The sequence below is a fragment of the Paraburkholderia sp. D1E genome, assembly GCF_052682275.1.
Map to the genome: position 1 here is coordinate 6,323,162 of NZ_JBQYMB010000001.1, position 26,156 is coordinate 6,349,317.

Genomic DNA, 26,156 nt, shown 5'->3' on the forward strand with positions numbered 1-26,156 from the left:
GATGCGATCTTCGTTCTCACGAAATCGAAAAACCTCCGTCGATCGGGAATATCTGGCCGGTCGTCGTTTTCGATTCGTCAGAGGCGAGATACAGCGCGGTCAAGGCGACTTCGTTCGGCTCGATCAAACCCAGCAACTGACGCTCGCCGGTCTTGTTGACGACTTCGGGTTGCTCATCGATCAGGCCGAGCACGCGCGCCGTCTTCGTCACGGCCGGCGCGACGGCGTTCACGCGGATGCGATAGGGCGCGTACTCGACAGCCATCGAGCGCGTGATCGACGATATGCCGCCTTTCGCCGCCGTATAGGCATCCTTGCCGCGGGTGCCGACGAGTGCGAACACCGAGCCGCTGTTGATGACCGAGCCACCACCGCTGTTCATCATCGCTGCGATGCCGTACTTGCAGGTAATCCAGGTGCCAAACAGATCGAGTTTGACCGCACGCCAGAACTCCTCGGCCGGGCAGTCGGTTACCTGCGCGTCGATCGATGTCGATCCGCCTGCATTGTTGTACAGCACATCTATCCGGCCGGCGAACTGCACCGCGACCTCGATCGATCCGCGTACGTTGTCCTCGCTCGTCACATCCGTGTGGATGAACTTTGCCCTCCCGCCGGCAGCATTAATCGCATCGGCGCACGCCAGGCCATTTTCCACGTTGAATTCCGCGACGATGACGGTTGCGCCTTCGCGGGCGAAAAGCTCGGCGGCGGCACGGCCGATACCCGCGCCTGCGCCCGTAATGTAGGCGACCTTGTCTTTCATTCGTCCAGTGCTTGCGTTCATGCTACGTCTTTGATGGTTTCGTTCGATGTTTCGACGCTGGTGGCGCCTCCCTGTGTCAGCACAAAGCCCGGATAGCCTGCTGCCGCGATGTCGTCACACTTCTTGCAGTAGGTGCCGTGGCCGCCCAGATACGGCAGGAACACGTGCGCTTTCCCCGGCACGTTCGCGCCGACATACCAGGAATTCGCTTTCAGATACAGCGTATTTGCGACGACGTCCTGGACGTGTTGCATCCAGCTTTCTTCGGCATGCTGCTCGGCGTCGATACGGTCGACGGCGGATTCGCGCAGATGGACCATGCATGCCGTGATCCAGTCAATGTGCTGCTCGATGCTCATCGACATGTTCGCGAGCGGGCCTGGGCTCCCTGGTCCCGTGACTGTGAACAGGTTCGGGAAGCCGCTAGTCATCAGGCCGATGTACGTCTTCGCGCCGCTCGCCCACTTGTCGGTCAGCTTGCGGCCGTTCACGCCGCGTACGTCGATCTGCATGAGTGCGCCGGTCAGCGCGTCATAGCCGGTTGCGTAGATCAGGCAGTCAAGCTCCTGCAGGCCTTCGCTGGTGACCGCGCCTTCGGGCACGATGCGTTCGATCGGCGTCGCCTTGAGGTCGACGAGCGTGACGTCGTCACGGTTGTACACGCTGTAATACGTGTCGCCGAGACACGGGCGCTTCGTCCCGAATGGGAAGCCGCGCGGGAGCAGCTTTTCGGCAACGTCGGGATTCTCCACCGCGTCACGAATCTTGCCGCGGATGAACTCGGCCACGGTTTCATTGGCGGCCTCGTTCGCGAGAATGTCGCCGTAGCACATGCGGAAGCCCAGCAGCTGGCTGTTTTCCCATGCGTTCTCGTACTTCCTGCTGCGTTCTTGGGGCGTCGCGTCGAGCGCCGATTCAACCGGGAAGGGCACCGCAATGCCAAAGCGCGTCAGGCGGCTGATCGCGCGGCGCTCAGCATACGTTGCACGCACGCGTTTTCGCATCTCCGGCGTCAGGGGGTGATTCTTGGCGGGGACCACGTAAACCGCTGTGCGCTGAAACACGGTCAGGTGCTTACACTTGCCCGCGAGCGCCTGGATCACCTGAATCCCCGAAGATCCGGTGCCGATTACGCCCACGCGCTTGTTGCTGAAATCGACTTCGTGATGAGGCCAGCGCCCGGTGTGATAGCTCTCGCCCTTGAACGATTCGAGGCCTGGAATCTCGGGCGGCTTTGGCACCGACAGCACGCCTGTCGCCGGCACAAAGAAGCGCGCCTTCGTGACCTTGCCGTCCGAGGTCGTTACGGCCCAAAGGTTCTCCCGCTCGTCGAACACAGCCGACTCGACCTTCGTTTTGAACTGGATATGCCGGCGCAGTTCGAAGCGGTCGGCGACGTGATTCAGGTACTTCATTAACTCCGAAGATGCAGGGTAACGCTCCGGCCAGTTCCATTCATCCTGAAGTTCGGGGGAAAACGAATAGGAATAGTCCCAGCACTCGAGATCGACACGTGCGCCGGGATAGCGATTCCAGTACCACGTACCGCCAACTCCCTCACCGGATTCGAATGCCTGGATCGCGAAGCCGGCGTCGGTCAGCCGTTTGATCGCATACAGCCCGCCAAAGCCTGCGCCGATGACTACGGCGTCCAGAACGTTTGAGTCGTGATTCATTTGGGTCATTTCTTTCGTCTCCTGATGTTCTGCTTCCTTAGGGTCTATTGAATGGCGGGTTGCCAGCGCTCAGCAATTGGCATGGAAACGCTTTCCCGTACTTTGGAATCGGGTTCGGGCGTCTGATGCAGAAGGGAAATTTCAAAGTACGGGAGACGCACGGTGCTCGCGTTGACGCGGCATACGTCGACTATTCATCGTTGATGCCTTGATACAAAAGGAGCACGTCGCAATGTCTACTGCAATACAGCGGCTGGTCGATAAGGATCTGATTCGCGACGTGATGCTGCGTTATGCCCGCGGCGTGGACCGGCGCAATTGGGAGCTCGTCCGCTCTGCATTCTTTGAGGATTGCCACGACGATCACGCTGACTTCAAGGGGGCGCGGGACGACTTCATCGCGTGGGTCAGGGAACGGCACGATGATCCTGGCCTCCTGACATCCACGCACTTCCTTGGCAACTGCCTGGTGGAATTCGCGTCTGACAACGTCGCCGCCGTCGAGAGCTACTTTGTCGCGAGGCTGGAAATCGCGCCCGGGGCAAGTGGGCACCGGTCCATGCTGGACTCGAAGAATCTCGAGAGCAGACAGAACAGCCGGGTCGAAGTTTTCGGCCGCTATGTGGACCGTTTCGAAAAACGCAACGACGAATGGCGCGTAGCGAGACGCCGCACCGTGTTCGACGCAATGCAGTCGCATCTTGTCGATGCAAAAGACGGCGCCCTGAATCCGGCATGGACGCTCGGCAGACGGGATCAGCTCGACCCGGTCTTCGTCGTGCGAGTTGAAGCAGGATTGCGCTAGTATTCTGTCCCAGAAATAACTTTGCATAACCGAGCCACTTTCCGGAGAATGGAATCGGCTGTCGCGGTCCAGACGAAAGCCCGCTTGTGCTCGTTGTATTGCTCGATGTAACGCTCGATGTCGGCAATGAGTTGGCGCACGTTCCTGAACGACCCTCGACGGATCGCCTGCTGCGTAATCAGGCCAAACCAGCGTTCAACCTGATTGAGCCAGCTCGAGTAGGTCGGCGTGAAATGCATGTGGTAGCGCGTGTGCCTGGCCAGCCATGCCTTGACCTTCGGATGCTTGTGTGTCGCATAGTTATCGACAATCAGATGCACATCGAGATTGGCCGGCACCGCCAGGTCAATATGCCTGAGAAACGCCAGAAATTCCTGATGCCGGTGGCGCGGCTTGCATTGCGCAATGACTTCCCCTGTTGCAGTGTTGAGCGCAGCGAACAGGGTCGTGGTGCCATGCCGGACGTAATCATGCGTCACCCCTTCGAGATAGCCTAACCCCATCGGCAACATCGGCTGCGTACGCTCCAGCGCCTGGCACTGGCTCTTCTCGTCCACGCACAGCACCAGGGCATTGATCGGTGGGCTCAGGTACAGCCCGACAATATCGCGCACCTTCTCGACGAAGTACGGATCGGTAGACAGTTTGAAGCTCTTTGAACGATGGGGCTGCACACCGAACAGCGATAGATATCGGGCCACCGAACTCTTTGAAATCCCTGTCTGCGCAGCAGCGGAACGCACGCTCCAGTGCGTCGCCCCGTTCGGCTTCTCATGCAGTACCCTGGCGAGCAGTTCCGCTACCACCTCATCGTCATGTGTGCGCGGGCGGCCCGGGCGGGCTTCATCATGCAGGCCGGCAAGCCCGTGCGCGACAAACCGCTTCTTCCAGTGTGTGATCGCCGGTGGCGTCACTTCGCACTGCATCGCAATTTCCTGGCTCGTATGGCCATCAGCCGCCATCAAAACAATCTTTGCACGACGGACCAGAGAATGAGGCAGCGAACGTGAGCGGCTCATTGACAGCAATTGCTCTCGTTCCAGTTCCGACACCACAACCTCGATTCCCTTGCGTCCCATGGTCGCCTCCTGTTCTCCCGGATTTGATCATAGAACAATCGAAATTTACGACAAGTTATTTCTGGGACAGAATACTAGCAGGGCGTTGAAATATCCGTCGTTGATGCGCTCAGGTGCATTACGACGGATGCTCGGTTCGCATTTTTGAAACGCGGAACACGTTTGCGGGCATTCGACGTTGCTCGCGGGTTCGCCATATCGGTGTTATCCATTGCTTCCTGCTCCTCAACCGGCAAGTGTGCGCATACGCGTCAGGTTGTAGCCGACCTGCGTCAACACGAAGAGCTGGTCTACGCGTTCAAGTCCTCGATACATCGCTTGTCGAATTCGTCCGACTGTCTTGCCCCATCCGAACACCTGCTCAATGCGCTTACGTTTTTGCTGGCTGACCGCGTAACCCGGCCAACGCGTAGTTCGCTCGTCAATTGCTGAACCGCCTGGACGCCCATCGTTTTGTGCCACATGCGGCGTTACACGGTTCGCTCGACAACTGGCCACGAAGCCGGCGGTGTCGTAGTTCTTGTCCGCCCCGACCGTGATGGCGCCCGGTGCAACACTTGCGGCATCAGCAAGCATCCGCCCGGCCGCGTCGCGCTCGGCGGTGCCCGTCGCCAGCGTCACCTGTGCGTTGACCACCAGGCCATGCCGGTTGTCGGTCAGCACGTGGCCCATGTAACAGAGCATCGCTCCGGTTCCTTTGCTCTTGCGAAACAGGCGCGCCTGCTCGTCCGTCGTGGATTGGTGCGTCTCGTTACTGCGCTTCTGTCCGTGCCAGTTGTCATTCGGCGCGGGCGGTTCGTCAGGAGGCGTGTCGTCTTTGTCCGGACTTGCCTTGGGCACAAAGCTCTTATGCCCGGCCCATGCCTGAATCAACGTGCCGTCAACGCTAAAGTGCTCTCCAGAAAGATATCCGCGCTCGCGCGCGGTCTCGACTGTCTCGTTGAAGAGCAACACCAGCACATCGTGTTCGAGCAACCGGTCGCGGTTCTTGCTGAACGTCGAGTGGTCCCACACGGTCCCGTCCATCGGCAGGCCGACGAACCAGCGGAACAACATGTTGTAGGAAATCTGTTCCACCAGCATGCGCTCGCTACGAACTGAGTACAGCACCTGCAGCAAAAGAGCTCGCACCAGCTTCTCCGGCGCGATGCTCGGCCGGCCACCTTTCGCGTCAGCTTCGTACATCCGCGCGAAAACGTCGTCCATGCGCTTGAGCGCGTCATTGAGCCAACTGCGAATCGGACGCAACGGATGGTCCTTCGGCACGAAATCATCCAGCTTCAACACGGTGAACATTGACTCGGTAAAACCATCTGGCCCACGCATCCGTTCCATCTCGCTCTCATTGATGACATCAGTTCAACGTTTACACCTGCGTCCCGGATGACCGCTACATGAGGTATTTCACCGGCCTGCTAGGGCACCAGGGAGCTTTCCCGCTTCGTCTACATTGCCCCATCCGCAGCCCCGGTCCGCGTGCGTGTCTGTAACCACTATGTAACGCGTTTCAATGCTTCCGGTGTTAGAACCGAATCCAAGGAGGATTTCATGGTTTCGCGCAAGAACGTGCTCGTGCTCGTGGTCGGCGGAGCCGGCGGGATCGGTGTCGCGTGTTGTGCCGCGCTCACGTCGAACTGGATGCCGATCGTGGCCGACCGGGACGGGCAGGCCGCCGCACATGTGGCGGAGAAAATCGACGGCCGCGCCTATCAGTTTGATGTCGGTGACGCCGAGCAGATCCCCTCGTATATCGAAACCATCGAGCGCGAATGCGGCGACATCGACGGACTCGTCTTTGCGGCAGGCGTGATCCCTCCCGCGCAAGGTCCATTGCAAACGGACATGTCGGTTTGGGACCGGATACTGAACATCAACGCACGCGGCGCTTATGCGGTCTGCCGCTCGGTCGGACTGCGTATGGCGTCGCGTGGGCGCGGCAGCATCGTGCTCATCTCTTCGTTAGCGGGTATGACCGCGACGCCGCATCTCGCTTATGGCCCGTTGAAGGCGGCGATGATCAACCTGACGGGTGCGCTGGCGGTGTACCTGGGGCGGCAAGGCGTCCGCGTCAATGTGGTATCACCGGGTCCCGTATGCACGCCCATGATCGAGGCAAGCTACGCACGTGGCGAACGCGACCCGGCGGTGATGGCGCGACAAGCCGCTCTCGGACGTGTGATCACACCCGCCGAGTTGGCCGGATCGAGTTCCTTCTGTCCGACGCGGCCTCCGCAAACATCCTTGTGGATGCAGGCGCGACCGCGCGCTTGGATGGAATCTGTTTGGTGGCGTGGAAACGGCTCTCGCCGGGCTTCCGTCGGAACTGTAGACCGCCATCAGTCATCAGTCTACTGCTGAGAGCGGCTCCAAAGTCCTCAATGTTGAGGCCGCCCAGACGGCTGTCAGTGTGCGGGGACCTCAGAAAATCTCGATCTAGTTGTTCGCTCAACGACAGGACAGTCAAGGAGACCCCGTATGTATCGCACTACTGCGTCGCGCGTTCGCTCGACTGATTGCTGTGGCAGCGCGCACCTTCCTGGACGGAGACAGCCATCATGAGCCTGGATCACGAAACCCGTGCATTCATGGACAAGATCGCTGCGGCGTCATCGAAGCCACGGCATCTGATGACACCCGACGAGGCGCGTGCAGCCTTCGCCCGGATCAGCACGATCCTGTTCGCCGGCGCCAATGTGCGTGACGCCATTTCGCTCACGATCCCCGTCGGCAACGGCACCCTTCGTGCACGTCTGTATGTGCCGAACCAACACCCGGCAGCGTTGCTCATCTATTTTCACGGCGGCGGCTGGGTGGTTGGAGGGATCGAGGAATTCGATCCGCTCTGTCGGGAAATCGCCACCGGCGCAGGCGTCGTCGTCGCGCTCGTCGAATACCGGAAAGCACCGGAACATCCCTTTCCGGGACCCGTTCAGGACGCATGGCAAGCGACGAAGTGGCTCGCCGCGAAACAGGTCGAATTGCTGAGCGCCGAGCTGCCGCTCCTTGTCGGCGGCGATAGCGCGGGCGCAAACCTCGCGATTGCGACGACGTTGCTTGCCCGGCAAGAGCGAACAGTAATGTTTGCTGGTCAACTGCTTGTCTATCCTGTGACCGACTGCCGCTTCGATCGGCCTTCCTATGTCGATCCCGAGAATCAACTCCTGACCAATCGCGACGCGATGAAGTGGTATTGGAAGCAATATGCGCCGGAGGACGCTGCCAGATACTCAACCATGGCATCACCGCTTCGCGAACCCGATCTCTCCGGATTGCCGGAAGCGATCGTCGTCACGGCCGAACACGACGTGCTTCGCGACGAGGGCGAAGCGTACGTACAGCGCCTGCAACAAGCCGGGGTGCCGGTACATCATCTGCGAGCTGCGGGACAGATGCATGGTTTCCTTATGATGATTGGAATTTTGCCCGGAAGCCGCCACGGACTCGGCTTCGTCTGCAATCAGCTTAGCCGGCTTGCGATGCGGTCGCGCGGGTGATCGCCAAAGCGGGCCCGATCATAGTAGGATTCGAGCATCACAGGCGCAACAGTGGACCGACACACGGTCCTATAAGCAGTAGATGGAGACGCGCATGCAATCCGAAAGGTCCTGGCCGCCGCAGGATGGCGGGAGGTCACGCAATGGGCCACACGGCGTCGACACGGCATGGCCCTTGCCGCCGCAAGGAAGGCGGGCGGAAAGCGATGCCATGGTGACGCCTCTGGCACGCGGCCTGTCCATCCTGTCGGTGTTCGGCCCTGGGAAGGCGTGGCTGGGAAATCTGGACATCGCGCTGGAGACCGGCATTCCTGCGCCGAGCGTTCTGCGGCTTCTGCGCTCGCTCGTCGCGCTCGGCTATCTTCACCACGACGAAGGGAGCAGGAAGTATTCGCTGGCGCCTGCTGCGCTGGCGCTCGGCTATGCGGCCATTGCCGATCCCGACATCCTGCGGTTCGCGAGCGTCGAAATGCGGAAATTCGCCGAGGCGACCGATACCTATCTGTTGCTCGGCACGCGGGACAGGCTCGACGTGATTGTCCTGGATACGCAGGTAGGCAGCCGCGCGGTGCTCGATTTGCGACTGTTGCCAGGCATGCGCATGCAGATAGCTTATTCGCTGATGGGATGGGCGTTGCTCGCGATCCTTCCAGAAGAAGAGCGTTGTTATTTGCAAAACCAGGTGGAGCGCAAGGCAGGCAATGCCTGGCCATCGTCGATACGGCGCCGGATGAGCGAAAAGATCGCGCAGGTGCACGAACTGGGCTTCTGCATGTTGCATGGCGAGTGGGAGCCAGAACTCGCCTGCGTCGCTGCGCCCGTCTCACTTCCCGACCGCCCGCCATGGGTGCTGGGCTGCGTCGGACGCACTGCCCGCATGGCGCGAACCCGAATCGAGCTGGAACTCGGGCCTCGGCTCGTCGCAACGGCTCAACTGCTGCAGGCGCACCTGCCGGTACGCGACTGACCGCGCGCGGGTCATGCATGCGCGACATGCAACCATGCCACCCCAATCAGGAGCCGCTATGTCTCGCCCTATCCAAGTGACCATGACGCTCGATCGCGGGCTCCAGGTGCTTCGGGCGTTTCATGCCGATCGCGCACCCCTGACGAATGGAGAACTGGCAGGCCGCACGGGGCTGTCCCGGTCGGTGGTCTCGCGCCTGACGTCAACACTCATTCAGCTGGGTTTCATCCGCCGCGTTGCGGGTGGTCCACGATTCGAACTGGCTACGGGTGTGTTCGGCATCGGACAGGCGTATCTGGCGACCAATCCGGTCACGCGCCTGGCCCAGCCGCTCATGCAGCAACTCGCGGATCGGCTCGGTGTCTCCGTGGCCCTTGCCATGCCCGACCACCTTGACATGCTGTACATCGCGTATCGATACAGCGCTCGAGTTTCAACGTTGCAACTGGGTGTCGGCTCGTTGCTGCCGATGGGCATGACGGCCATCGGCAGGGCCTGGCTTTGGGGGCTGCCCGAGGATTCGCAGCGTCGCCACATTGCGCAATTGTTGGAGGCGGCGGGTCCGCAAGCCGAGGAAGTCAGGATCGGTATCGAGACCGCTTTCGAGGATCTGGGTGCGACCGGTGTTTGCATGTCGATCGGTGACTATCAGCGTAATGCATACGGGATTGCATTGCCGGTCAGGGTCGGGCATCCGGCAACACTGATGTCGCTGAGTTGCGGCGCGGTTGAATTGACACCGGATCCGGACACTATCAGAAGACGCATCATGCCGGAACTCAAGCAGGCCACGGTTGAACTGGAGTCGCTGCTTTGCGATGTCCGGTTCCAGCCCTCGTGATGAAACACGGGCTTTTACGCACGGCAGCATTTTTGCAACCGTATCAGAGTACGGAACTCTTTCGCAGAGTACGTTGACGGCGACTCGATGCAACCTGCATTGTGAATAAACGGCGAGCAACCGGACATATCCGACGTCGTCACGCGCTGTCCTTCATTATAAAAAGCATTCTTGCTACGACGTGGGAGCTCGTCTGAAGGACCGGTATGCGTAGGTGTTTTCCGTTTCTTCACAAAATAACTGCCATCCTGATTAATTAACCTCGGGCGAGCTTCATTCGGATTGAAGCGGTTTCATCAACGAGTCTGAAGATCGATATGGCGGCTGCGAGAGGCACACTGGTACTTCGGCATCGATTGCATAAGAGCTGACACTCTTGATAGGGCTGCACGGAACGGACCTGCTTAAAGATTCGCGCGAAGCAAGGGTCTGGATCCGTTCTGGATTCATTTAAGTGTTTTCTTATATATAAGGATAACGAATTATTTTGAATGGAAATTGAGAGATGTGAATTCATCTGGTCTGCTGCGGTTGAGATGGGCGCGTGCCAGAGAAGAGGCGAGCGTGGCGGGTTGATAGGTTAGTAAAGATTAAAGAATATTAAAAATAACTAGGAATACTAATTTTAGGTAAGGAGACAATGATGCGAGTTCTGGAAGTTGCGGAGGGTTGGATGACGAGGGTTGTCATGGTGGCGGGAGTCGCTTTGTTGCCAATGGCAGCCTATGCGCAGGGAAGCGTGACGCTGTATGGCACGCTCGACTCAGGGCTGCTGTATACGAATAAATCCCTGAGTCCGACAACGGGACTCAACACCGGCAAGCAGTTTGAATTCGTCAGTAGCGGAACGGAGCCCTCTGTATTCGGGCTTGCTGGCCAGGAAGATCTTGGCGGCGGATTGCAGGCGAAATTCAAACTGGAGAGCGGCATCAGCCTGGCTAATGGTGGGTTCGATAACACCAATGGGGGCATCTTCGGCAGGCAGGCGTGGCTGTCCCTTTCGAACTATCTCGGTGAACTGAAGGCGGGTCTGCAATTTTCGCCCTTTATTCTCGCGGTGTACGACACTGACCCGCGCAGCATGAGCCAGTTCGGGAGCGCAATTACGATCTACGCTTCCAACACGTTTACGGGCACGTTCAGTTCAAACGCGATCAGTTACAAGACGCCCAGGATCGCCGGCTTTACCGGGAGTTTTATGTATTCGCTTGGCGGCGTGCCTGGAAATTTCCAGGCAGGACGCTCTTACTCGGCGAGCCTGAAATACGAGTATGGCGGCCTTGTGGTCAATGCGGCGATCCTCGACGCGAGCGGGGGTGGCGACGCCACCGTAAGCAATACCTTGTTTGAAATGCCGGTCGAAGGGCGGACGGTCGGCGCGAGTTATCGCTTCTCCAACTGGACTGTGAAGGCGTCCTTCACAAGCTACAAGGCGCCTGAGACCGTTTTGAATGGAGTGCAGGGCGGCGGTAACAACAACATCTGGGGCGGCGGTTTCGACTATCAGGCCACACCGTTTCTGGATATCGATGCGGGTGTCTGGTATATCCGGAACCCGAATGAATCCAACAATCACGCGCTCGTGTCCGCGCTTGGCACGACCTATTCACTGTCGAAGCGAACCGCGCTGTACGCTCAGGTGGGGGTCGTGAACAATCACGGCCGCGAGGCGTTCGGCCTGGACGTCGATGGCGCGTTGCAGGGGCCTCCGGGCACGACTGTCGGAGGCGGTGTGGGTATTCTCCACAAGTTCTGATTCAACGCGGACTGCCAAGAGTGTCTCCTGCTGATCCGCCCGTAATGTGGGCGGCTCAGCAGGCACGCTCAGGCCTGGTTTCCAGCACGATATCGGAGCGAGGCGGCCTGCCGGGGCAAGAGTGGTCCGTAGATCATCAGGTAGCTTATCAATCAGGGTGCTTCCCAAGCCGTTTGTCCCCATACTTTCATAGTACGGAAATCCGCGTCGTTCCGGGTTGACGCGCTCCTGCCATTCGTCCAAGTTTCAGAAAGTACCCCCATAAGAAACTAGGAGACGGCTCTCATGAGTGCATCGAGGCATTCGGCTTCTCAGTCAGAGTATGCGCCATTCGACGTCGTCATTCGTTCGGGCACGGTCATTGATGGCAGTGGCAGCCCTGGCTGCATTGCGGATGTTGCGGTACGCGACGGCAAGATCGTGCGGATCGGGGAGGTGTCAGGATATGGCCACGAAGAAATCTGCGCGGCAGGGCAGATCGTAACGCCCGGTTTCGTCGATATCCACACGCACTACGACGGCCAGGTGACCTGGGAACACCGCCTCGCGCCATCGTCGAACCATGGCGTGACACCGTCGTGACGGGCAACGGCGGGGTGGGCTTCGCGCCATGCAGGCCGACCCAGCGCGACACGCTGATCAAGGTGATGGAAGGCGTGGAAGACATTCCCGAAGTCGTCATGACGGCGGCCATCCCATGGAACTGGGAAACCTTCCCGGAATACCTCGATTCTTTGAGCAATCGCCGATACGACATCGATTTCGCCACGCAGGTGCCGCACAGTGCAGTGCGCGTGTATGCGATGGACGGACGTGATGGGCATCCGAGCGCGTCGGAACAACTGCGTGAGATGACGCGAATCGTGCGCGATTCGATGCGCGCCGGTGCATTCGGCGTGAGCAGTTCGCAGCACGCCGGACATCGCACCGTGGAAGGCGAGCTTGCGCCCAGCGTCCGGGCTGCTGTCGATGAGCTATACGCGCTTGCCCAAGGCTTGAAAGAAGCCGATCGCGGCGTGTTCCAGATTATCACCGACGGCTTCGGGGGCGGCTCCGACGCCGAGACACAGATGAACCTGATTCGCCGGCTTGCCGAAATTTCGGGGCGGCCGGTCAGTTACTCGCTGGTTGAGAAATCTGTCACGATCGGCCCGCCGGACGCGATGCTCGCCCTCAACCGCAAAGCGCGCGAGGACGGACTGCCGATCATGGCGCAGGTCTTTCCGCGGCCGGTGGGATTGCTGTTCGGATTGGACCTTTCGTTTCATCCGTTCCGTTTTCATCCGAGCTATGTGAAGATCCACGCTCTTCCGTTGAAGCAGCGCGTCGCCGCCATGCGCGATCCCGAACGGCGCCGCGCGATCCTCGCGGAACAACCTGTTCACACAAACCCGGTGTTCATTGCAATCGTCTCCAGTTTTGAAGAGGCGTTCGCGCTCGGCGAATCCCCCGATTACGAGCCGGCGCCGGACCAGGCGCTGGGTGCGCGTGCTCGCCGCCTGGGCATGAAGGCGGACATTAACGTGATCGACTACGTGAACTTCGAACTGGGCGCGCCAAGGCCGGTTCACGATCTGCCTGCGGGAGGGCGGCGCATTGTCCAGTCCGCGCAGGGCTACACCGCCACGCTCGTCCGTGGCGAGATCACTTACCGGAACGGTGTACCTGGTGGAGCATTGCCCGGACGCCTGCTGAGAAGCTGCGCGTTCGTCTGACCATCGCGAGCGGCACGCCTCGATCCATGCCGCAACTCTTTAAAAAATCGGAGATCATTCAATGTCGAATGCAACTGCCAGGCGATCTGAAGTTCCGTTCGGTCATCACGACCATTTTTTCATCGGTGGATCATGGGTTAAACCGTCGACTGACGCCAGACTCGACGTGATCGCCCCGGCGACGGAGGAGATCTATGTGAGCGTAGCGGAGGCGAAAGAGGCCGATATCAACGCTGCCGTCGCGGCTGCGCGCACGGCCTTCGATCGAGGTCCGTGGCCCAGGCTGTCGCACGCGGAGCGCGCGAACTACCTGCGGGAAATCTCGAGGAAGGTAGCCGAACGAGCCGAGGATGTGGCACAGATCTGGCCCAATGAAATGGGGATTCTTTATCCGGTCGCCCAGGCCATGGCGCCTACCACGAGTCACCACTATGACTTCTATGCCGGACTGGCCGACACCTTCCCTTGGGAGGAACGGCACCATCCCGCGGGTGGCGGCGACGTCGGGCTTCTGGTGCGGGAACCGGTTGGCGTCGTCGCCGCGATCATCCCGTGGAACGGGCCGATTCTGCTGATCGCGCATAAGTTGGCCCCGGCGCTGATTGCCGGTTGCACTGTCGTCATCAAGGCTTCTCCTGAGGCGCCCGGCGCCGCATACATCATGGCGGAAATCGCCGAGGCGGTGGGTCTGCCACCGGGCGTCGTGAATGTCGTCACGGCGGAGCGCGAAGTGTCAGAAGCCTTGGTGCGGCACCCAGGTATCGACAAAGTGACATTCACCGGATCCTCTGCAGTCGGGCGCAGGATCGCATCGATCATGGCTGACCGGATCGGCCGGTATACGCTGGAACTCGGCGGAAAATCGGCGGCCGTTATTCTGGACGACTACGACATCGAGACAGCAGCGCAGTCGCTTGCCGCGCCAGCCTGCTTCCTGTCCGGGCAGGTGTGTTCGTCCCTGACTCGAATCGTCGTCAGCCGCAAGCGTCACGATCAACTCGTGGAGGCGCTGGCCGCGAGTTTCGGTACGATGCGGCCCGGCGACCCGTTCGACCCGGCATCCCAACTTGGCCCGGTGGCGATGCGCCGCCAGCGCGACCGGATCGAGGGATTGATTGCCAAGGGCCTGGAAGAAGGCGCGACGTTAGCGGTCGGCGGTGGCCGGCCTAAACACCTGAGCCGAGGTTTCTATATCGAGCCGACGGTCTTCGGGAATGTCGATAACAACTCGACCCTCGCGCGCGAAGAAATCTTCGGTCCGGTATTGAGTGTGATTCCCGCGGACAGCGAGGAGCACGCCATCGAAATCGCCAATGACACCATCTACGGGCTGAACAATTCGGTCTTCACGAACGATGCCGATCGGGCCTATTCGGTTGCGCGCCAGCTTCGTTCCGGGACGGTCGGACACAACGTCTTTCGTACCGATTTCTCGATCGCGTTCGGGGGTTTCAAGCAATCGGGCATTGGCCGCGAAGGCGGCGTTGAAGGATTGCTGCCGTATCTCGAAGCCAAGACGGTGATTCTCAACGGCAGACCGTCGCATATCGGAGCCGATTCGTGAGCGTAGAGTCTCTATCGTTGAGCGGCATCATCAACCGGTCGACGAGGCCGTCCGTGGCATGGGCGCGTCGATCGGGAAACCGGCCTCTTTAGTGTGGGCTTTCAATGTAACGCGCCTCGCCGGCGAATCAATCTGTCCTGTCTTTCAAAACAGATATTCGAGAATTCCGCGGGATCAAATCGGGCGACACACCGCTCGGCGTGACTTACCAGCGTGATCCCCGATAGTGAGGGCGGTTTTACATATGCGAACGTATCTAACGATGGTTAGATTATTTTGTGCGTATCGAATCAGAAAAATCTGTGTGCTTTCTTGCCTGGTGACGCGCGACAGTCGGCAACCTTAAATACAAAGGAAACCATTCATGTCGATTAGTTTGATACCTATGCGCGACGAGTTGAACGTTCGTCCCGGCCGGCTATTCATTGGGGGAAGCTGGCGCGACTGGGACGGCGAGCGTTTCGACCAGATCCATCCGGCGACGAACGAGGTAATGACGAGTTTCCCGGAGGCAGGGAGGCGCGGCGTGGATGAGGCGGTCGCGGCGGCCCGGCGCGCGTTCGACGAAGGGCCCTGGCCGCACATGCGCGCACAGGATCGCAAGCGGCTGCTGCAGCCGATCGTCGAGCGGTTCTACGCGGCGGAGAGGGAAATCGCGCAGCTGCAGACGCTCGACAACGGTATTCCGTTTACATTTAGCCGCAACTCGCGCGTGTCCGCCAAGGCGGCAGCCGACATCTTCGATCATTACCTCGGCTGGATCGACAAGATCAACGGCGAGACCTATCCGCAGTTCTCCAGCGCATCGAACATGCAGTACATGACGTTCCGCGAGCCGGTCGGTGTGGTGGCCGCGATCCTGCCGTGGAACGGCCCGGTCTTGACGTTCGCGCTGAAGGTGGCGCCCGCGCTCGCGTGCGGCTGCACGGTGGTCGTCAAGCCCTCGGAATACACGAACCTCGCCGTGATGCGGCTGGCGGAAATCATCGCGGAAAGCGATCTGCCGCCGGGCGTGTTCAATATCGTGACAGGGGCTGCGGAGGCGGGCACGGCGCTATCGTCGCATCAGGGCGTCGACAAGGTGACGTTTACCGGCAGCCCGGTCGTTGGCGAGAAGATCACGATCGCAAGCGCGCCGAGCATGAAGCGGCTGTCGCTCGAACTGGGCGGCAAGAGCGCCGCGCTGGTATTCCCCGACACGCAGAGCGTCGCGGCCGCCGCGACCACGCTGATGGGCCTGTGCTCGACATTCCTGTCAGGCCAGGTGTGCTCGACGCCGACACGAGCCGTGGTGCACCGGTCGATCATGGACGAATTCCTGCACCACGCCGCCGAGCAGGTGAAGAAAGTACGCTTCGGCGATCCGTTCGATCCGGCCACGACTTCCGCGCCGATCATTTCCAGGCGGCAGCGGGCGAAGATTCTTGGCTACATCGAGACCGGCAAGCGGGAAGGCGCCGAGTTGATGTTCGGCGGCGGTACGCCAGGCGGCGAGCTGGCCAACGGCAACTGGATCGACCCGGTGTTATTTGCGAATGTGCGCAACGACATGACGATCGCGCGCGAGGAAATCTTCGGGCCGGTCTTGTCCGTGATTCCGTTCGACACGGAAGAAGAGGCAATAAGAATTGCAAACGATAGCGAATACGGCCTGGCGGGCTGCGTGTACACGGCCAACGTCAACCGCGCGTTCCGGGTGGCGCGAGCGATGCGCAGCGGTTCGATCGGCGTGAACGGCTACGCGAGCATTCCAAATGCGCCGATGGGCGGGGTGAAGCGCTCGGGCGTCGGCCGTGAGGGAGGCTGGCCGACGATCGAGGCATTTACCGAGCTTAAGACGGTCAATTTCAATCTCGACGGCTGACGGTCATGCCGACCTGAACTGAACCAGTCAACTGGCGTTCGACTCATCTCTACACAGGCGATAACCATGAGCGAAGTATTTGACTATGTGATAACCGGTGCCGGCAGCGCCGGTTGCGTGATGGCGATGCGGCTGTCCGAAGCGGGTTATTCGGTCTGCGTGCTCGAAGCCGGCCCCGCCGACAGCAGTCCGTATATTCACATCCCCGCCGGCTATATCAAGAATCTGTTCAACCCGAAGCTGATCTGGGATTTCAAGAGCGAGCCGAATGCCGCGACCGGCAACCGGACGCTGAGCCTGACTCAAGGCAAGGTGCTCGGCGGCTCCGGCTCGATCAACGGCATGGTGTACAGCCGCGGGCAGCACGCCGATTTCGACGGCTGGGCCGAGCGCGGCAATCCGGGTTGGCGCTACGAAGACGTGCTGCCGTACTTCAAGAAGGCCGAAACGCGTATCGGTGTGGGCGACGATCGGTATCGCGGCCGCAGCGGTCCGCTGACGGTCACGGATCCCGTGCATTCGAGCCCGCTCTGTGACATCTTCGTCGAGGCGGTCAAGAGCCTCGGCTATCCGTACGTGGAGGACCACAATGCCGCAACGCAGGACGGCGTCGGTCCCTGGCAGTTCACGATCGACTCGCGTGGCCATACGATGCGCCGCATGAGCGCGGCTCAGGCGTATTTGCGCCCGGCCGTCAAGACCCAGTGCGTCGACGTGCGCACTGACAGCCCGGCCACCCGCGTGCTGCTCGAGAACCGGCGAGCCGTTGGCGTGCGCTATCGTGCGGGTGGCCCCGGTGCGCCGGAACGTGAAGTGCGCGCGCGGCGTGAGGTGATCGTGTCGGCCGGCGCGCTGAACACGCCTCGCCTGCTGCAGATTTCCGGCATCGGGTCCGCCGATCATTTGCGTTCGATCGGCGTGAAAGTCGAAGTAAACTTACCGGGCGTCGGCGCGAATCTGTGCGATCACTACAACCTGCGTGCTGCAGCCAAGGTCAGGAACATCGCGACGATCAACGAGCGCGGCCGCGGACTGCCGCTCGCATGGGAAATCACAAAATACTTCGCCGGCAGGCCGAGCATCCTCAGCATGGGGCCGGTGCCGATGCGTTTCTTTTTCCGCTCCGATCCGTCGCTGCCCACTCCGGATCTGCAGGTTTCGTTTACGCCCGGCAGCTATCGGGAAGGTTTGCCCGGCCTGCTTGATCACTATCCAGGCATGACCCTGGGCGGCCACAAGCAGCGCCCGGAAAGCCGAGGTTATGTGAAGGCGCAGTCAGCGCTTATCGAGGTCGATCCGATCATCCAGCCGAACTATCTGGCGGCCGAATCGGATCGGAAGGCGATCGTCGCCGTCGTCAAAATGGCGCGCGCGGTGCTGCAGGCTCGTCCGTTTGCTGCGTATTACGTCGACGAAATTTTTCCCGGCAATGATGTGCGCACCGACGACGAAATTCTCGACTTTGCGCGGCAGCGCGGGGGCACCGTGTATCACCACAACGGCACCGCGCGAATGGGACCTGACAGCGATCCGGACGCGGTTGTCGATGCCCGGCTGCGCGTGCGCGGTGTCGAAGGTCTGCGCGTCGCCGACGCATCGATCATGCCCGCGCCGATCTCCGGCCCGACCAACGCGTCGGTGATCATGATCGGGGAAAAAGCGGCTGACATGATTCTGCAAGACGCCGTAAGGCCGCTTCGGCAGGGTACGGAACATTCGTCGAATCGCAGCGACTCCTTCGATACACCGCAGGCAACCACGTCGTCGCACTGATCCAGACGTCGCGCGAATGCATAAAAGGCGCGCAACGCAAGAGCGTGGCGCCCACCCAGAGGCAGATATGGAAATGCGACTCGCAGGTCGGCGTGTGCTGATAACCGGGGCATCACAGGGCATCGGCGAAGGTCTCGCAAGAGCGTTTGCCAACGAGGGTTGCCATCTGTCGCTGATAGCCCGCTCGGCCGGAAGACTCGAGGCGCTCGCCGCCGAACTTCGATCCGCACACGGTGTAGTGGTCGATGTGCTGGCATTCGACATGACGAGTCCCGGCGCGATCGCGGACATCATCTCGTTTGCGGGACATGCCGATGTTCTCGTCAACAACGCTGGTGCCATTCCGGGTGGCACGCTGTGGGAAGTCGACGAGAACGCCTGGCGAAAGGGCTGGGAGCTGAAGGTGTTCGGTTACATCAATCTGACGCGTGCGATGTACACGGAAATGAAGACGCGCGGACGCGGCGTCATTCTGAGCAACATCGGGAACGGCGGCCAGAACTTCGACTTCAACTACATCGCGGGGACGACAGGTAACGCGGCGCTCATGGCCTTCACCTGTGCGCTCGGTGGCCGCAGCCTCGAGGACGGCATTCGTGTGGTAGGCGTCAATCCCGGACCTGTTGCAACCGAACGCATTGTCAAGGTGCTCAAAGGCCATGCGGCCCGCCTGCTCGGCGACGAGGCGCGCTCGGGCGAGCTGCTGGCAGGTTACCCGTTGGGCCGCGTCGCTACCGTGGCGGAGATCGCCGACCTGTTTGTCTATCTGGCTTCCGACCGCTCGGGTTACACGACAGGCACGATCGTCACGGTGGATGGCGGCATCACATCGAAACGGTCGGTGGCCTGACGACGGGCGTCAGCGAGTCTTTACGCCGACGGATCTCGTGGGATTGCGGAATCAGGCGGCGGGAGTATTTCGCCCCGCTGGCGCCCCGGTGAAAACCGCGGCGCCGAAAGAGCGATCGTCAGTTCATCCGTCGACGAAACGATAGCGGAGCACATCGCCATCCCGCTCGACATGCCCAGCGGATCCTTGCCTGAAATGCGCCGGGAACAGCACGGTATCCGTGCCGGCAATCTCGTTCAGGAGGGTGGTGCGGACCTGTGCGGCGAGGGCACCGTTCCAGTCGTAGGCGAAGTGGAGGTCCGGACGGATCAGCTGAATCGGATGATGGATCACGTCTCCCGAAAACAGTGCGCTCGGGCCTTCGCGCCGCGCGTGAATCATGCAACACCCCGGTGAATGGCCATAGGCCGGGCGCAACCAAAGGCCGTTGCCGATCTTGCCGAGAATGACCTTGTCTTCCTCGACAATATCGGCTTGCCCTGCCTCGATGACCGGCAGGATGGAATCAAGCCAGGGTTCCCGATTGAACGCGTCCGTTTCCGGCGAACTGACATGGTCAACATCGCGCCTGCCCATGACGTAGCGGGCATTCGGGAAGGTCGGCACCCAGCGGCCGCCTTCGAGACGCGTATTCCAGCCGACATGATCGATGTGCAGATGGGTGCACATGACCATGTCCACATCCTCCGGTTCGACGCCGAGCTCGCGCAGGCGGTCAAGCCAGGGCGTTCGCAGCCGGTGACCGAAGGCCATCGAACGATCCTTGTCGTTGCCGTTGCAACTGTCGATGAGAATAGTCTTGCCGTCGAACTGCACGAGGTAGGTATGCATGCTCAGACCACATTGCGCGTCCGCTGGAGCAAGCGACAGGGCATCATCCCAATACCAGTTTTTAAGTTGTGCCAGATTGCGTGCCGTCACCCCAGGAAATATGGCGTTCATCGGAAGACTGGTTTCTATTTCAGGGACTTTTCTGACGGTAATCTTGCCCAGCATGATTGGTTTCATGATCGTGTCTTCTCTGCGTACGTTGTTGTTTGTCCACTTCGTCGAACGCGCTGAACCGGGTTGCCGCTCCACTGACCTGGCGCCGAAGCGTCAATTCGCTTCCTTCAGTTCGATTAGCAAATCCTTTGCAGCGACCCGTTCGCCCACCTTCACGTGCACGGCGGCGATTTCGCAGTCCCGGTCGGCAGCGATATGTGTTTCCATTTTCATTGCCTCGAGCGCGATCAGCGTTGTCCCGGCCGTCACACGCTGTCCAGGCTGTACCGTCACCGTGACCACGGACCCCGGCATCGGCGCTGCGATGTGCAGCGGATTGGCCGCGTTGGTCTGCGGGCGGGCAGGGCGCGCCGTGCCCGCCTGAACGGCGCGCCGCTGCTCAATCAGCGCCGTGCGCGATTGGCCATTCAGCTCGAACTGGACCTTGACCACGCCGTCTTCGGTATCCGCATGCTGTCCCTGCAAGGAAACCAGCAATGTTTTGCCCGGCGAAATATCGATCGCCACTTCTTGCTGCTGCTGCGGACCATAAAGGAACGCGGGGGTCGGCAGAACCGAGGTGTCGCTGTAAGTGCGCACATGCGCGTAGTACTCGCTGGTCTGCTTCGGATACATCAGGTACGAAGCCAGTTGCCGGTCATCGAGCGCCTGTTCGCAGGTGGCCTCGCCTTGCGCACGCACCGCTTCGAGATCGACGGCGGGAATCTGGTCACCCGGCCGGTAAGGCGCCGGTGGCTCGCCCCTAAGCACCTTTCGCGAGAGTTCCGCCGGGAAGCCATCCGGCGGGAACCCGAGCTCGCCCTTGAACAGCGACACGACTGACTCGGGAAACATGATCTCCTTCGCCGGATCTCGCACGTCGTTCAGATTGAGATCGTTCGCCACCATCATCAATGCCATGTCGCCGACTACCTTCGACGTCGGTGTCACCTTGACGATGTCGCCGAACACCCGGTTGACCTCCGCGTACGCACGCGAGACTTCGGTCCAGCGATGATCAATCCCGAGCGAACGGGCCTGTTCGCGCAGGTTCGTATACTGGCCGCCAGGCATCTCGTGACGGTACACGTCGGCAGTCCCAGCCCGGATTTCGGATTCGAATGGCGCGTAGTAGCGGCGTACGCCTTCCCAGTACATCGAGGCTTCATGCAGGCGGTCGAGATTCAAGCCCGGATCGCGTTCACTGCCCGCCAGCGCGGCGGCGATGCTCGACAGGTTGGGTTGAGACGTCAGCCCGCTCATCGCATCGAGTGCGCCGTCCACTGCATCGCAGCCTGCGCCGATCGCGGCGAGCGCCGACGCCGCGGAAATGCCACTGGTGTCGTGCGTGTGGAAGTGCACGGGCAGCCCGGTTTCTTCCTTTAGCGCCTTGACGAGAGTGGCGGCGGCCTGCGGCCGGCAGATGCCGGCCATATCCTTGATGCCAAGCACGTGCACACCGGCTTGTTGCAATTCACGTGCGATGCCGACGTAATACTTCAGGTCGTACTTCGCACGCGAGCGGTCGAACAGATCGCCCGTGTAGCAGATCGCGCCTTCGCACAGCATCCCGCTTTCGCATACCGAGTCGATGGCGACGCGCATGTTGCGGACCCAGTTCAACGAGTCGAACACGCGGAACAGATCGACACCGGCGCTCGCGGCCTGCCGCACGAAGAAGCGCACGACATTGTCCGCATAGTTGGCGTACCCGACCGCGTTCGAGCCGCGCAGCAGCATCTGGAACAGGATGTTGGGCACGCGCTCGCGCAGCAGCGCGAGGCGCTCCCACGGGTCTTCCTTTAGGAAACGCAGCGCGACGTCGAAGGTCGCGCCGCCCCAGCATTCCAGCGAGAAAATTTGCGGGAGCGCGCGGGCGTAAAACGGCGCGATCGGCAGCATGTCTGCTGTGCGCATGCGTGTCGCGAACAGCGACTGATGCGCATCGCGCATCGTCGTATCGGTCAGGAGCACCTGCTTCTGATCCACCATCCAGCGCGAGAACTTTTCGGCGCCCAGTTCGCGTAGACGATCCCGCGTGCCCACGAGTATCACGGATGACGTGTCGATCTTCGGCAGGATCGGTTTCGGTAGCGGCAACGCGGGTAACGTGCGGCCGTTCATCTCGCTGTTTCCGTTGACGGTCAGCTCACCCAGATAACGGAGTAGCTTCGTCGCGCGGTCGCCTCGTTTGGCGAATTCCAGCAGTTCCGGCGTCAGGTCGACGAATCGTGTTGTGACGTCGCCGCGGCTGAAAGCCGGATGGTTGATAACGTTTTCGAGGAACTGCAGGTTCGAGGTCACGCCGCGAATGCGGAATTCGCGTAACGCACGGTCCATCCGATGAATCGACTCGGCCGCTGTCGGCGCCCATGTGGTCACCTTGACCAGTAACGAGTCGTAGTACGGCGTGATCACTGCGCCGCCATAGGCGGTGCCGGCATCGAGACGCACGCCGAATCCCGCTGCACTGCGATACGCCGTCAACCGTCCATAGTCGGGAAGGAAATCGTTCTCTGGGTCTTCGGTTGTGATCCTGCATTGCAGCGCATGGCCATTGAGCGGCACATCCTGTTGAGCCGGGACACCGGCCGCGTACTTCGCAATTGCCCCGTTACCGTCGCGCTCATCCTCGTTCAGGCCAATTCGCCCACCCTCCGTGATGCGAATCTGGGCCTTGACGATGTCGATTCCCGTGATCATTTCAGTCACGGTATGCTCGACCTGGATGCGTGGGTTCACCTCGATGAAATAGAACCGGCCGGTATCGGCATCCATCAGGAATTCGACCGTACCGGCATGCGTATAGCCGACCGCGCGCATCAGGCGGAGTGCCGTTTCACAGAGCGCATTCCGTCCTGCGGCGTCGAGGTACGGCGCTGGGGCGCGCTCGACGACCTTCTGATTGCGCCGTTGCACCGTGCAGTCACGCTCGTACAGGTGCACGAGCGTGTCGTGCATGTCACCCAGTACCTGGACCTCGACATGGCGCGCGTTGCGCACCAGCTTCTCGAGATAGACCTCGTCGTTGCCGAATGCTGCGAGCGCTTCCCTGCGCGCGGCGGCGAGTGCCGTCTCGAGGTCGTATTCGCTTTCGATGACCCGCATGCCGCGTCCGCCTCCACCCCAGCTCGCCTTGAGCATGAGCGGATAGCCGACCGTTGCTGCAAGCTGCTTGCAGGTTTCGAGATCATCAGGCAGCGGCGCTGTGGCGGGCATCACGGGCACGCCCGCGGCGATCGCCGCGTGGCGAGCGGCAACCTTGTTGCCAAGCGTTCTCATCACCTCAGGTGCGGGACCGATCCAGCGGATGCCGGCGTCGATAACCGCTTGCGCGAAGTCCGGATTCTCCGAGAGAAAGCCGTAACCGGGATGGATCGCATCGACCTTCGCCTGGCTGGCAACGCGCAGGATGTCGTCAATATCGAGGTAGGCCGCGAGAGGCTTCTTGCCTTGGCCGATCAGGTAGCTCTCGTCTGCCTTGAAGCGGTGCAGCGCGAGACGATCCTCCTTCGAGTAGACCGCGACGGTACGGACGTTCAATTCAGCTGCTGCGCGCATTACGCGAATCGCGATCTCCGAGCGATTCGCGATCAGCAACGATTGGATGGGAACGTGGATCATGTATTCATAGGAGGGAATTAGGCCAGGTTCTGGCTGGGGCATTCGTCTTCGCCCCTGCGGGACTACAGGTAGCATTGGACAATCGCTAGCACTTTCGTCATTACGGGTCTCGAAGCAGGCTTCGCGCAAGACGTCATCCGCATGTGTTCCGTAGATCGAAATGAATGGCGGCCGTGATGCACCATCGACAGTTGACGTCATCTCGATACTGTGGTCCTATTGAAGTCATGTACCGCGCCCAGACCACTCTATCGCTACTACTAGCCCGCTCTACCGGGCTAGGTCTGCTGCTGCGCGCTTCCATCTGAAACACTCGAAGCATCGCTGAATTCCCCAGTAACTGACCCAGCCCCGGTTTCCGACCGGCGGCCATGCTTTGTCTTTTTGCCGTCCGGTCGACACTCAGGTCGTCGCACCCCAAGGATGATGAAAATGTTGAAGAACCCTGCTACCAAATATCGTTCGTTCAAGCCCATCAATTTGACGGACCGCCAGTGGCCGTCGCGTGTCATCACGCGCGCGCCGATCTGGATGAGTACCGACTTGCGCGACGGCAACCAGTCGCTGTTCGAACCGATGAACGCCGAGCGCAAAATGCGCATGTTCAAAACGCTGGTGCAAATTGGTTTCAAGGAAATCGAAGTCGCATTTCCATCCGCTTCGCAGACTGACTTCAATTTCGTACGCGAGTTGATCGAAGGCTGCCATATCCCTGGTGACGTCACCATCGAAGTCTTGACGCAAGCTCGCGACGATCTGATCGAACGCACCTTCGAATCCTTGCGCGGCGTACCGCGCGCCATCGTTCACCTGTACAACGCTACCGCGCCCGAATTCCGCCGCGTTGTGTTCGGTCTGGACAAGAACGGTGTCAAGGAACTTGCGCAAAATGCCACCCGCACAATCAAGCGCATCGCCGATGCCACTCCGGAAACGCACTTCACGTTTCAGTACAGCCCGGAAGTGTTCAGCGGCACCGAGCTCGAATTCGCCAGGGAAGTGTGCGACGCCGTGTTCGGCATCTGGCAACCGACGCCCGAGCACAAGGCCATCGTCAACCTGCCGGCAACGGTCGAAATGTCCACGCCGAACATCTACGCGGATCAGATCGAGTGGATGCACCGCCATCTTGCGCGCCGGGATTCACTGCTCGTGTCCGTGCATCCGCATAACGATCGCGGCACTGCTGTAGCGGCGGCAGAGCTCGCGGTGATGGCGGGAGCCGACCGTATCGAAGGCTGCCTGTTCGGCAATGGTGAACGCACCGGCAATGTCGACCTCGTGACGCTTGCTTTGAATCTGTATACGCAGGGTGTCGATCCTGGACTCGACTTCTCGAATATCAATGAAGTCGCGCGGACCGCCGAGGAATGCACGCAATTGCCGATCCATCCGCGGCATCCGTATGTCGGTGATCTGGTCTTTACTGCTTTCTCGGGCTCGCACCAGGACGCGATCAAGAAGGGCCTCGCGGCACTTCAACGCGATGCCATTTGGGAAGTTCCTTATTTGCCGCTTGATCCGAGCGATCTCGGCCGTACCTATGATTCCGTCATTCGTGTGAATAGCCAGTCGGGCAAGGGCGGCATTGCGTACCTGCTCGAGCAGACATATGGCGTGATCTTGCCGCGCCGCCTGCAGGTCGATTTCAGCTCGGCTGTGCAACGTCATACCGATGACAGTGGGCAGGAAGTCACGCCTGCGCAGATCTGGGAATTGTTCCAGCAGGAGTATGTGCACAGCGCAATGCCAGTACGATACATCGCTCACCACTTGACCGAACAGGGCGATGGTGCGCGCATCAAACTTACCGTGGAGGTAAACGGCTCACGGCGTGTCTTGAGCGGTGAAGGCAACGGTCCGCTTGACGCCTTGATGCACGCGATGGGTGTACCGGTGCGGATCCAGCATTACGAAGAGCGTGCATTGACTCAAGGCGCTGACGCGAAGGCGATTGCTATTGCTGAAATGACCGGTGCCGATGTGGCGGGTAGTGCGTTTGGAGTTGGAATTGACGCGAACCTGGTCACTGCATCGATTCGTGCCGTAATCAGCGGCGTTAATCGGGCTTTTGCCAGAACCCATGATGCTGCGCAGGCACGCTTTTTCGACGTCACGATGAGCGGTAACGCCGAGCGCGCGATGGTTTGATCGTTTCATTGCACGGAAAGCATCGTTTGTCGGATTTGACCGGGAGGAAGCTTAATAGCATTGTTGGTATATACGACGTGCCCCGGTTCCGTTCGAGGCGGGAGGTTCGACTGATCGCGATCGGGCCGCGTCGCACAACAAGCGGCGACCCCGCCGCAGTGGAGACAATGCATGCTGCTTATCCATCAAACGCTCTCCGGACGCCGCAGGCTGGTCGGCAACATCACCGCTCTCTCGGTGTAACGCA

The 26,156-nt window shown here is 60.4% G+C and carries 19 protein-coding genes; 13 read left to right on the plus strand and 6 right to left on the minus strand.

From position 1 onward, the window contains the following. Positions 1–16: 16 nt before the first annotated feature. Both ACUN0E_RS28530 and ACUN0E_RS28535 read right to left on the minus strand, forming a co-directional pair. Entirely contained in the window at positions 17–787 is a 771-nt protein-coding gene (locus tag ACUN0E_RS28530) for an SDR family NAD(P)-dependent oxidoreductase (protein WP_445568691.1), read from the minus strand. Next, the gene (locus ACUN0E_RS28535) at positions 784–2,451 is read right to left on the minus strand and encodes a flavin-containing monooxygenase (RefSeq protein WP_445568692.1); all 1,668 of its coding nucleotides are present in this window, start codon (positions 2,449–2,451) and stop codon (positions 784–786) included. Before ACUN0E_RS28535 ends, ACUN0E_RS28530 begins: the two co-directional genes overlap by 4 nt. 223 nt (positions 2,452–2,674) lie before the next feature. Here ACUN0E_RS28535 and ACUN0E_RS28540 point away from each other — a divergent pair, with 223 nt between their 5' ends. Then, positions 2,675–3,247: a nuclear transport factor 2 family protein gene (locus ACUN0E_RS28540; protein ID WP_445568693.1), complete on the plus strand. Its 573-nt coding sequence runs from the start codon at positions 2,675–2,677 to the stop codon at positions 3,245–3,247. On the opposite strand, the gene ACUN0E_RS28545 is transcribed toward ACUN0E_RS28540, so the two are convergent. Continuing rightward, positions 3,244–4,326: an IS630 family transposase gene (locus ACUN0E_RS28545; RefSeq protein ID WP_445565654.1), complete on the minus strand. Its 1,083-nt coding sequence runs from the start codon at positions 4,324–4,326 to the stop codon at positions 3,244–3,246. The two genes, ACUN0E_RS28540 and ACUN0E_RS28545, sit on opposite strands and share 4 nt — an antisense overlap. Before the next feature lie 225 nt (positions 4,327–4,551). Next, entirely contained in the window at positions 4,552–5,652 is a 1,101-nt protein-coding gene (locus ACUN0E_RS28550; protein WP_445570530.1) for an IS5 family transposase, read from the minus strand. A gap of 222 nt (positions 5,653–5,874) precedes the next feature. Between ACUN0E_RS28550 and ACUN0E_RS28555 the strand changes: the two genes are divergently transcribed. The 11 genes from ACUN0E_RS28555 (at position 5,875) to ACUN0E_RS28605 (ending at position 19,150) form a co-directional block, all read left to right on the plus strand. After that, entirely contained in the window at positions 5,875–6,684 is an 810-nt protein-coding gene (locus tag ACUN0E_RS28555; protein ID WP_445568694.1) for an SDR family NAD(P)-dependent oxidoreductase, read from the plus strand. Between the two features lie 155 nt (positions 6,685–6,839). Continuing rightward, positions 6,840–7,820 (plus strand): alpha/beta hydrolase, encoded by a 981-nt coding sequence (locus ACUN0E_RS28560; RefSeq protein ID WP_445568695.1) that lies wholly within the window; start codon positions 6,840–6,842, stop codon positions 7,818–7,820. A gap of 82 nt (positions 7,821–7,902) precedes the next feature. Then, on the plus strand, positions 7,903–8,787 hold the full coding sequence (locus tag ACUN0E_RS28565; RefSeq protein WP_445568696.1) for an IclR family transcriptional regulator: 885 nt from the start codon (positions 7,903–7,905) through the stop codon (positions 8,785–8,787). Positions 8,788–8,845: 58 nt separating this feature from the next. After that, positions 8,846–9,628: an IclR family transcriptional regulator gene (locus ACUN0E_RS28570; RefSeq protein ID WP_445568697.1), complete on the plus strand. Its 783-nt coding sequence runs from the start codon at positions 8,846–8,848 to the stop codon at positions 9,626–9,628. A gap of 643 nt (positions 9,629–10,271) precedes the next feature. Then, positions 10,272–11,384 carry a porin gene (locus ACUN0E_RS28575; RefSeq protein ID WP_445570531.1) on the plus strand — a complete coding sequence of 371 codons (1,113 nt, stop codon included), beginning with the start codon at positions 10,272–10,274 and terminating at the stop codon, positions 11,382–11,384. Positions 11,385–11,669: 285 nt separating this feature from the next. Further along, positions 11,670–11,966: a hypothetical protein gene (locus ACUN0E_RS28580; RefSeq protein ID WP_445568698.1), complete on the plus strand. Its 297-nt coding sequence runs from the start codon at positions 11,670–11,672 to the stop codon at positions 11,964–11,966. Next, on the plus strand, positions 11,963–13,099 hold the full coding sequence (locus ACUN0E_RS28585; protein WP_445568699.1) for a hypothetical protein: 1,137 nt from the start codon (positions 11,963–11,965) through the stop codon (positions 13,097–13,099). Before ACUN0E_RS28580 ends, ACUN0E_RS28585 begins: the two co-directional genes overlap by 4 nt. Positions 13,100–13,160: 61 nt before the next feature. Continuing rightward, entirely contained in the window at positions 13,161–14,663 is a 1,503-nt protein-coding gene (locus ACUN0E_RS28590) for an aldehyde dehydrogenase (protein WP_445568700.1), read from the plus strand. 364 nt (positions 14,664–15,027) lie between these two features. Beyond that, complete coding sequence (locus ACUN0E_RS28595; protein WP_445568701.1) at positions 15,028–16,527, plus strand: aldehyde dehydrogenase family protein; 1,500 nt, start codon at positions 15,028–15,030, stop codon at positions 16,525–16,527. Positions 16,528–16,593: 66 nt separating this feature from the next. Then, positions 16,594–18,300, plus strand: coding sequence for a GMC family oxidoreductase (locus ACUN0E_RS28600; protein WP_445568702.1), 1,707 nt, complete (start codon positions 16,594–16,596; stop codon positions 18,298–18,300). A 67-nt stretch (positions 18,301–18,367) separates the two neighbouring features. Next, positions 18,368–19,150 carry an SDR family oxidoreductase gene (locus ACUN0E_RS28605; protein WP_445568703.1) on the plus strand — a complete coding sequence of 261 codons (783 nt, stop codon included), beginning with the start codon at positions 18,368–18,370 and terminating at the stop codon, positions 19,148–19,150. 123 nt (positions 19,151–19,273) lie between these two features. Here ACUN0E_RS28605 and ACUN0E_RS28610 read toward each other — a convergent pair whose 3' ends face one another. Beyond that, positions 19,274–20,158, minus strand: a complete 885-nt coding sequence (locus tag ACUN0E_RS28610) for an MBL fold metallo-hydrolase (protein WP_445568704.1) — start codon at positions 20,156–20,158, stop codon at positions 19,274–19,276. A gap of 90 nt (positions 20,159–20,248) precedes the next feature. Then, positions 20,249–23,758: a pyruvate carboxylase gene (locus ACUN0E_RS28615; protein WP_445568705.1), complete on the minus strand. Its 3,510-nt coding sequence runs from the start codon at positions 23,756–23,758 to the stop codon at positions 20,249–20,251. Between the two features lie 432 nt (positions 23,759–24,190). Here ACUN0E_RS28615 and leuA point away from each other — a divergent pair, with 432 nt between their 5' ends. Continuing rightward, positions 24,191–25,909 (plus strand): 2-isopropylmalate synthase, encoded by a 1,719-nt coding sequence (gene leuA, locus ACUN0E_RS28620; RefSeq protein WP_445568706.1) that lies wholly within the window; start codon positions 24,191–24,193, stop codon positions 25,907–25,909. Positions 25,910–26,156 lie beyond the last annotated feature (247 nt).

Excerpts from the sequence above, each read along its gene's own strand:
- ACUN0E_RS28530 (WP_445568691.1), bottom strand. The coding sequence starts at position 787 with ATGAACGCAAGCACTGGACGAATGAAAGACAAGGTCGCCTACATTACG.
- ACUN0E_RS28535 (WP_445568692.1), bottom strand. The coding sequence starts at position 2,451 with ATGACCCAAATGAATCACGACTCAAACGTTCTGGACGCCGTAGTCATC.
- ACUN0E_RS28540 (WP_445568693.1), top strand. The coding sequence starts at position 2,675 with ATGTCTACTGCAATACAGCGGCTGGTCGATAAGGATCTGATTCGCGAC.
- ACUN0E_RS28545 (WP_445565654.1), bottom strand. The coding sequence starts at position 4,326 with ATGGGACGCAAGGGAATCGAGGTTGTGGTGTCGGAACTGGAACGAGAG.
- ACUN0E_RS28550 (WP_445570530.1), bottom strand. The coding sequence starts at position 5,652 with ATGCGTGGGCCAGATGGTTTTACCGAGTCAATGTTCACCGTGTTGAAG.
- ACUN0E_RS28555 (WP_445568694.1), top strand. The coding sequence starts at position 5,875 with ATGGTTTCGCGCAAGAACGTGCTCGTGCTCGTGGTCGGCGGAGCCGGC.
- ACUN0E_RS28565 (WP_445568696.1), top strand. The coding sequence starts at position 7,903 with ATGGAGACGCGCATGCAATCCGAAAGGTCCTGGCCGCCGCAGGATGGC.
- ACUN0E_RS28570 (WP_445568697.1), top strand. The coding sequence starts at position 8,846 with ATGTCTCGCCCTATCCAAGTGACCATGACGCTCGATCGCGGGCTCCAG.
- ACUN0E_RS28575 (WP_445570531.1), top strand. The coding sequence starts at position 10,272 with ATGCGAGTTCTGGAAGTTGCGGAGGGTTGGATGACGAGGGTTGTCATG.
- ACUN0E_RS28580 (WP_445568698.1), top strand. The coding sequence starts at position 11,670 with ATGAGTGCATCGAGGCATTCGGCTTCTCAGTCAGAGTATGCGCCATTC.
- ACUN0E_RS28590 (WP_445568700.1), top strand. The coding sequence starts at position 13,161 with ATGTCGAATGCAACTGCCAGGCGATCTGAAGTTCCGTTCGGTCATCAC.
- ACUN0E_RS28595 (WP_445568701.1), top strand. The coding sequence starts at position 15,028 with ATGTCGATTAGTTTGATACCTATGCGCGACGAGTTGAACGTTCGTCCC.
- ACUN0E_RS28600 (WP_445568702.1), top strand. The coding sequence starts at position 16,594 with ATGAGCGAAGTATTTGACTATGTGATAACCGGTGCCGGCAGCGCCGGT.
- ACUN0E_RS28605 (WP_445568703.1), top strand. The coding sequence starts at position 18,368 with ATGGAAATGCGACTCGCAGGTCGGCGTGTGCTGATAACCGGGGCATCA.
- ACUN0E_RS28610 (WP_445568704.1), bottom strand. The coding sequence starts at position 20,158 with ATGAAACCAATCATGCTGGGCAAGATTACCGTCAGAAAAGTCCCTGAA.
- ACUN0E_RS28615 (WP_445568705.1), bottom strand. The coding sequence starts at position 23,758 with ATGATCCACGTTCCCATCCAATCGTTGCTGATCGCGAATCGCTCGGAG.
- leuA (WP_445568706.1), top strand. The coding sequence starts at position 24,191 with ATGTTGAAGAACCCTGCTACCAAATATCGTTCGTTCAAGCCCATCAAT.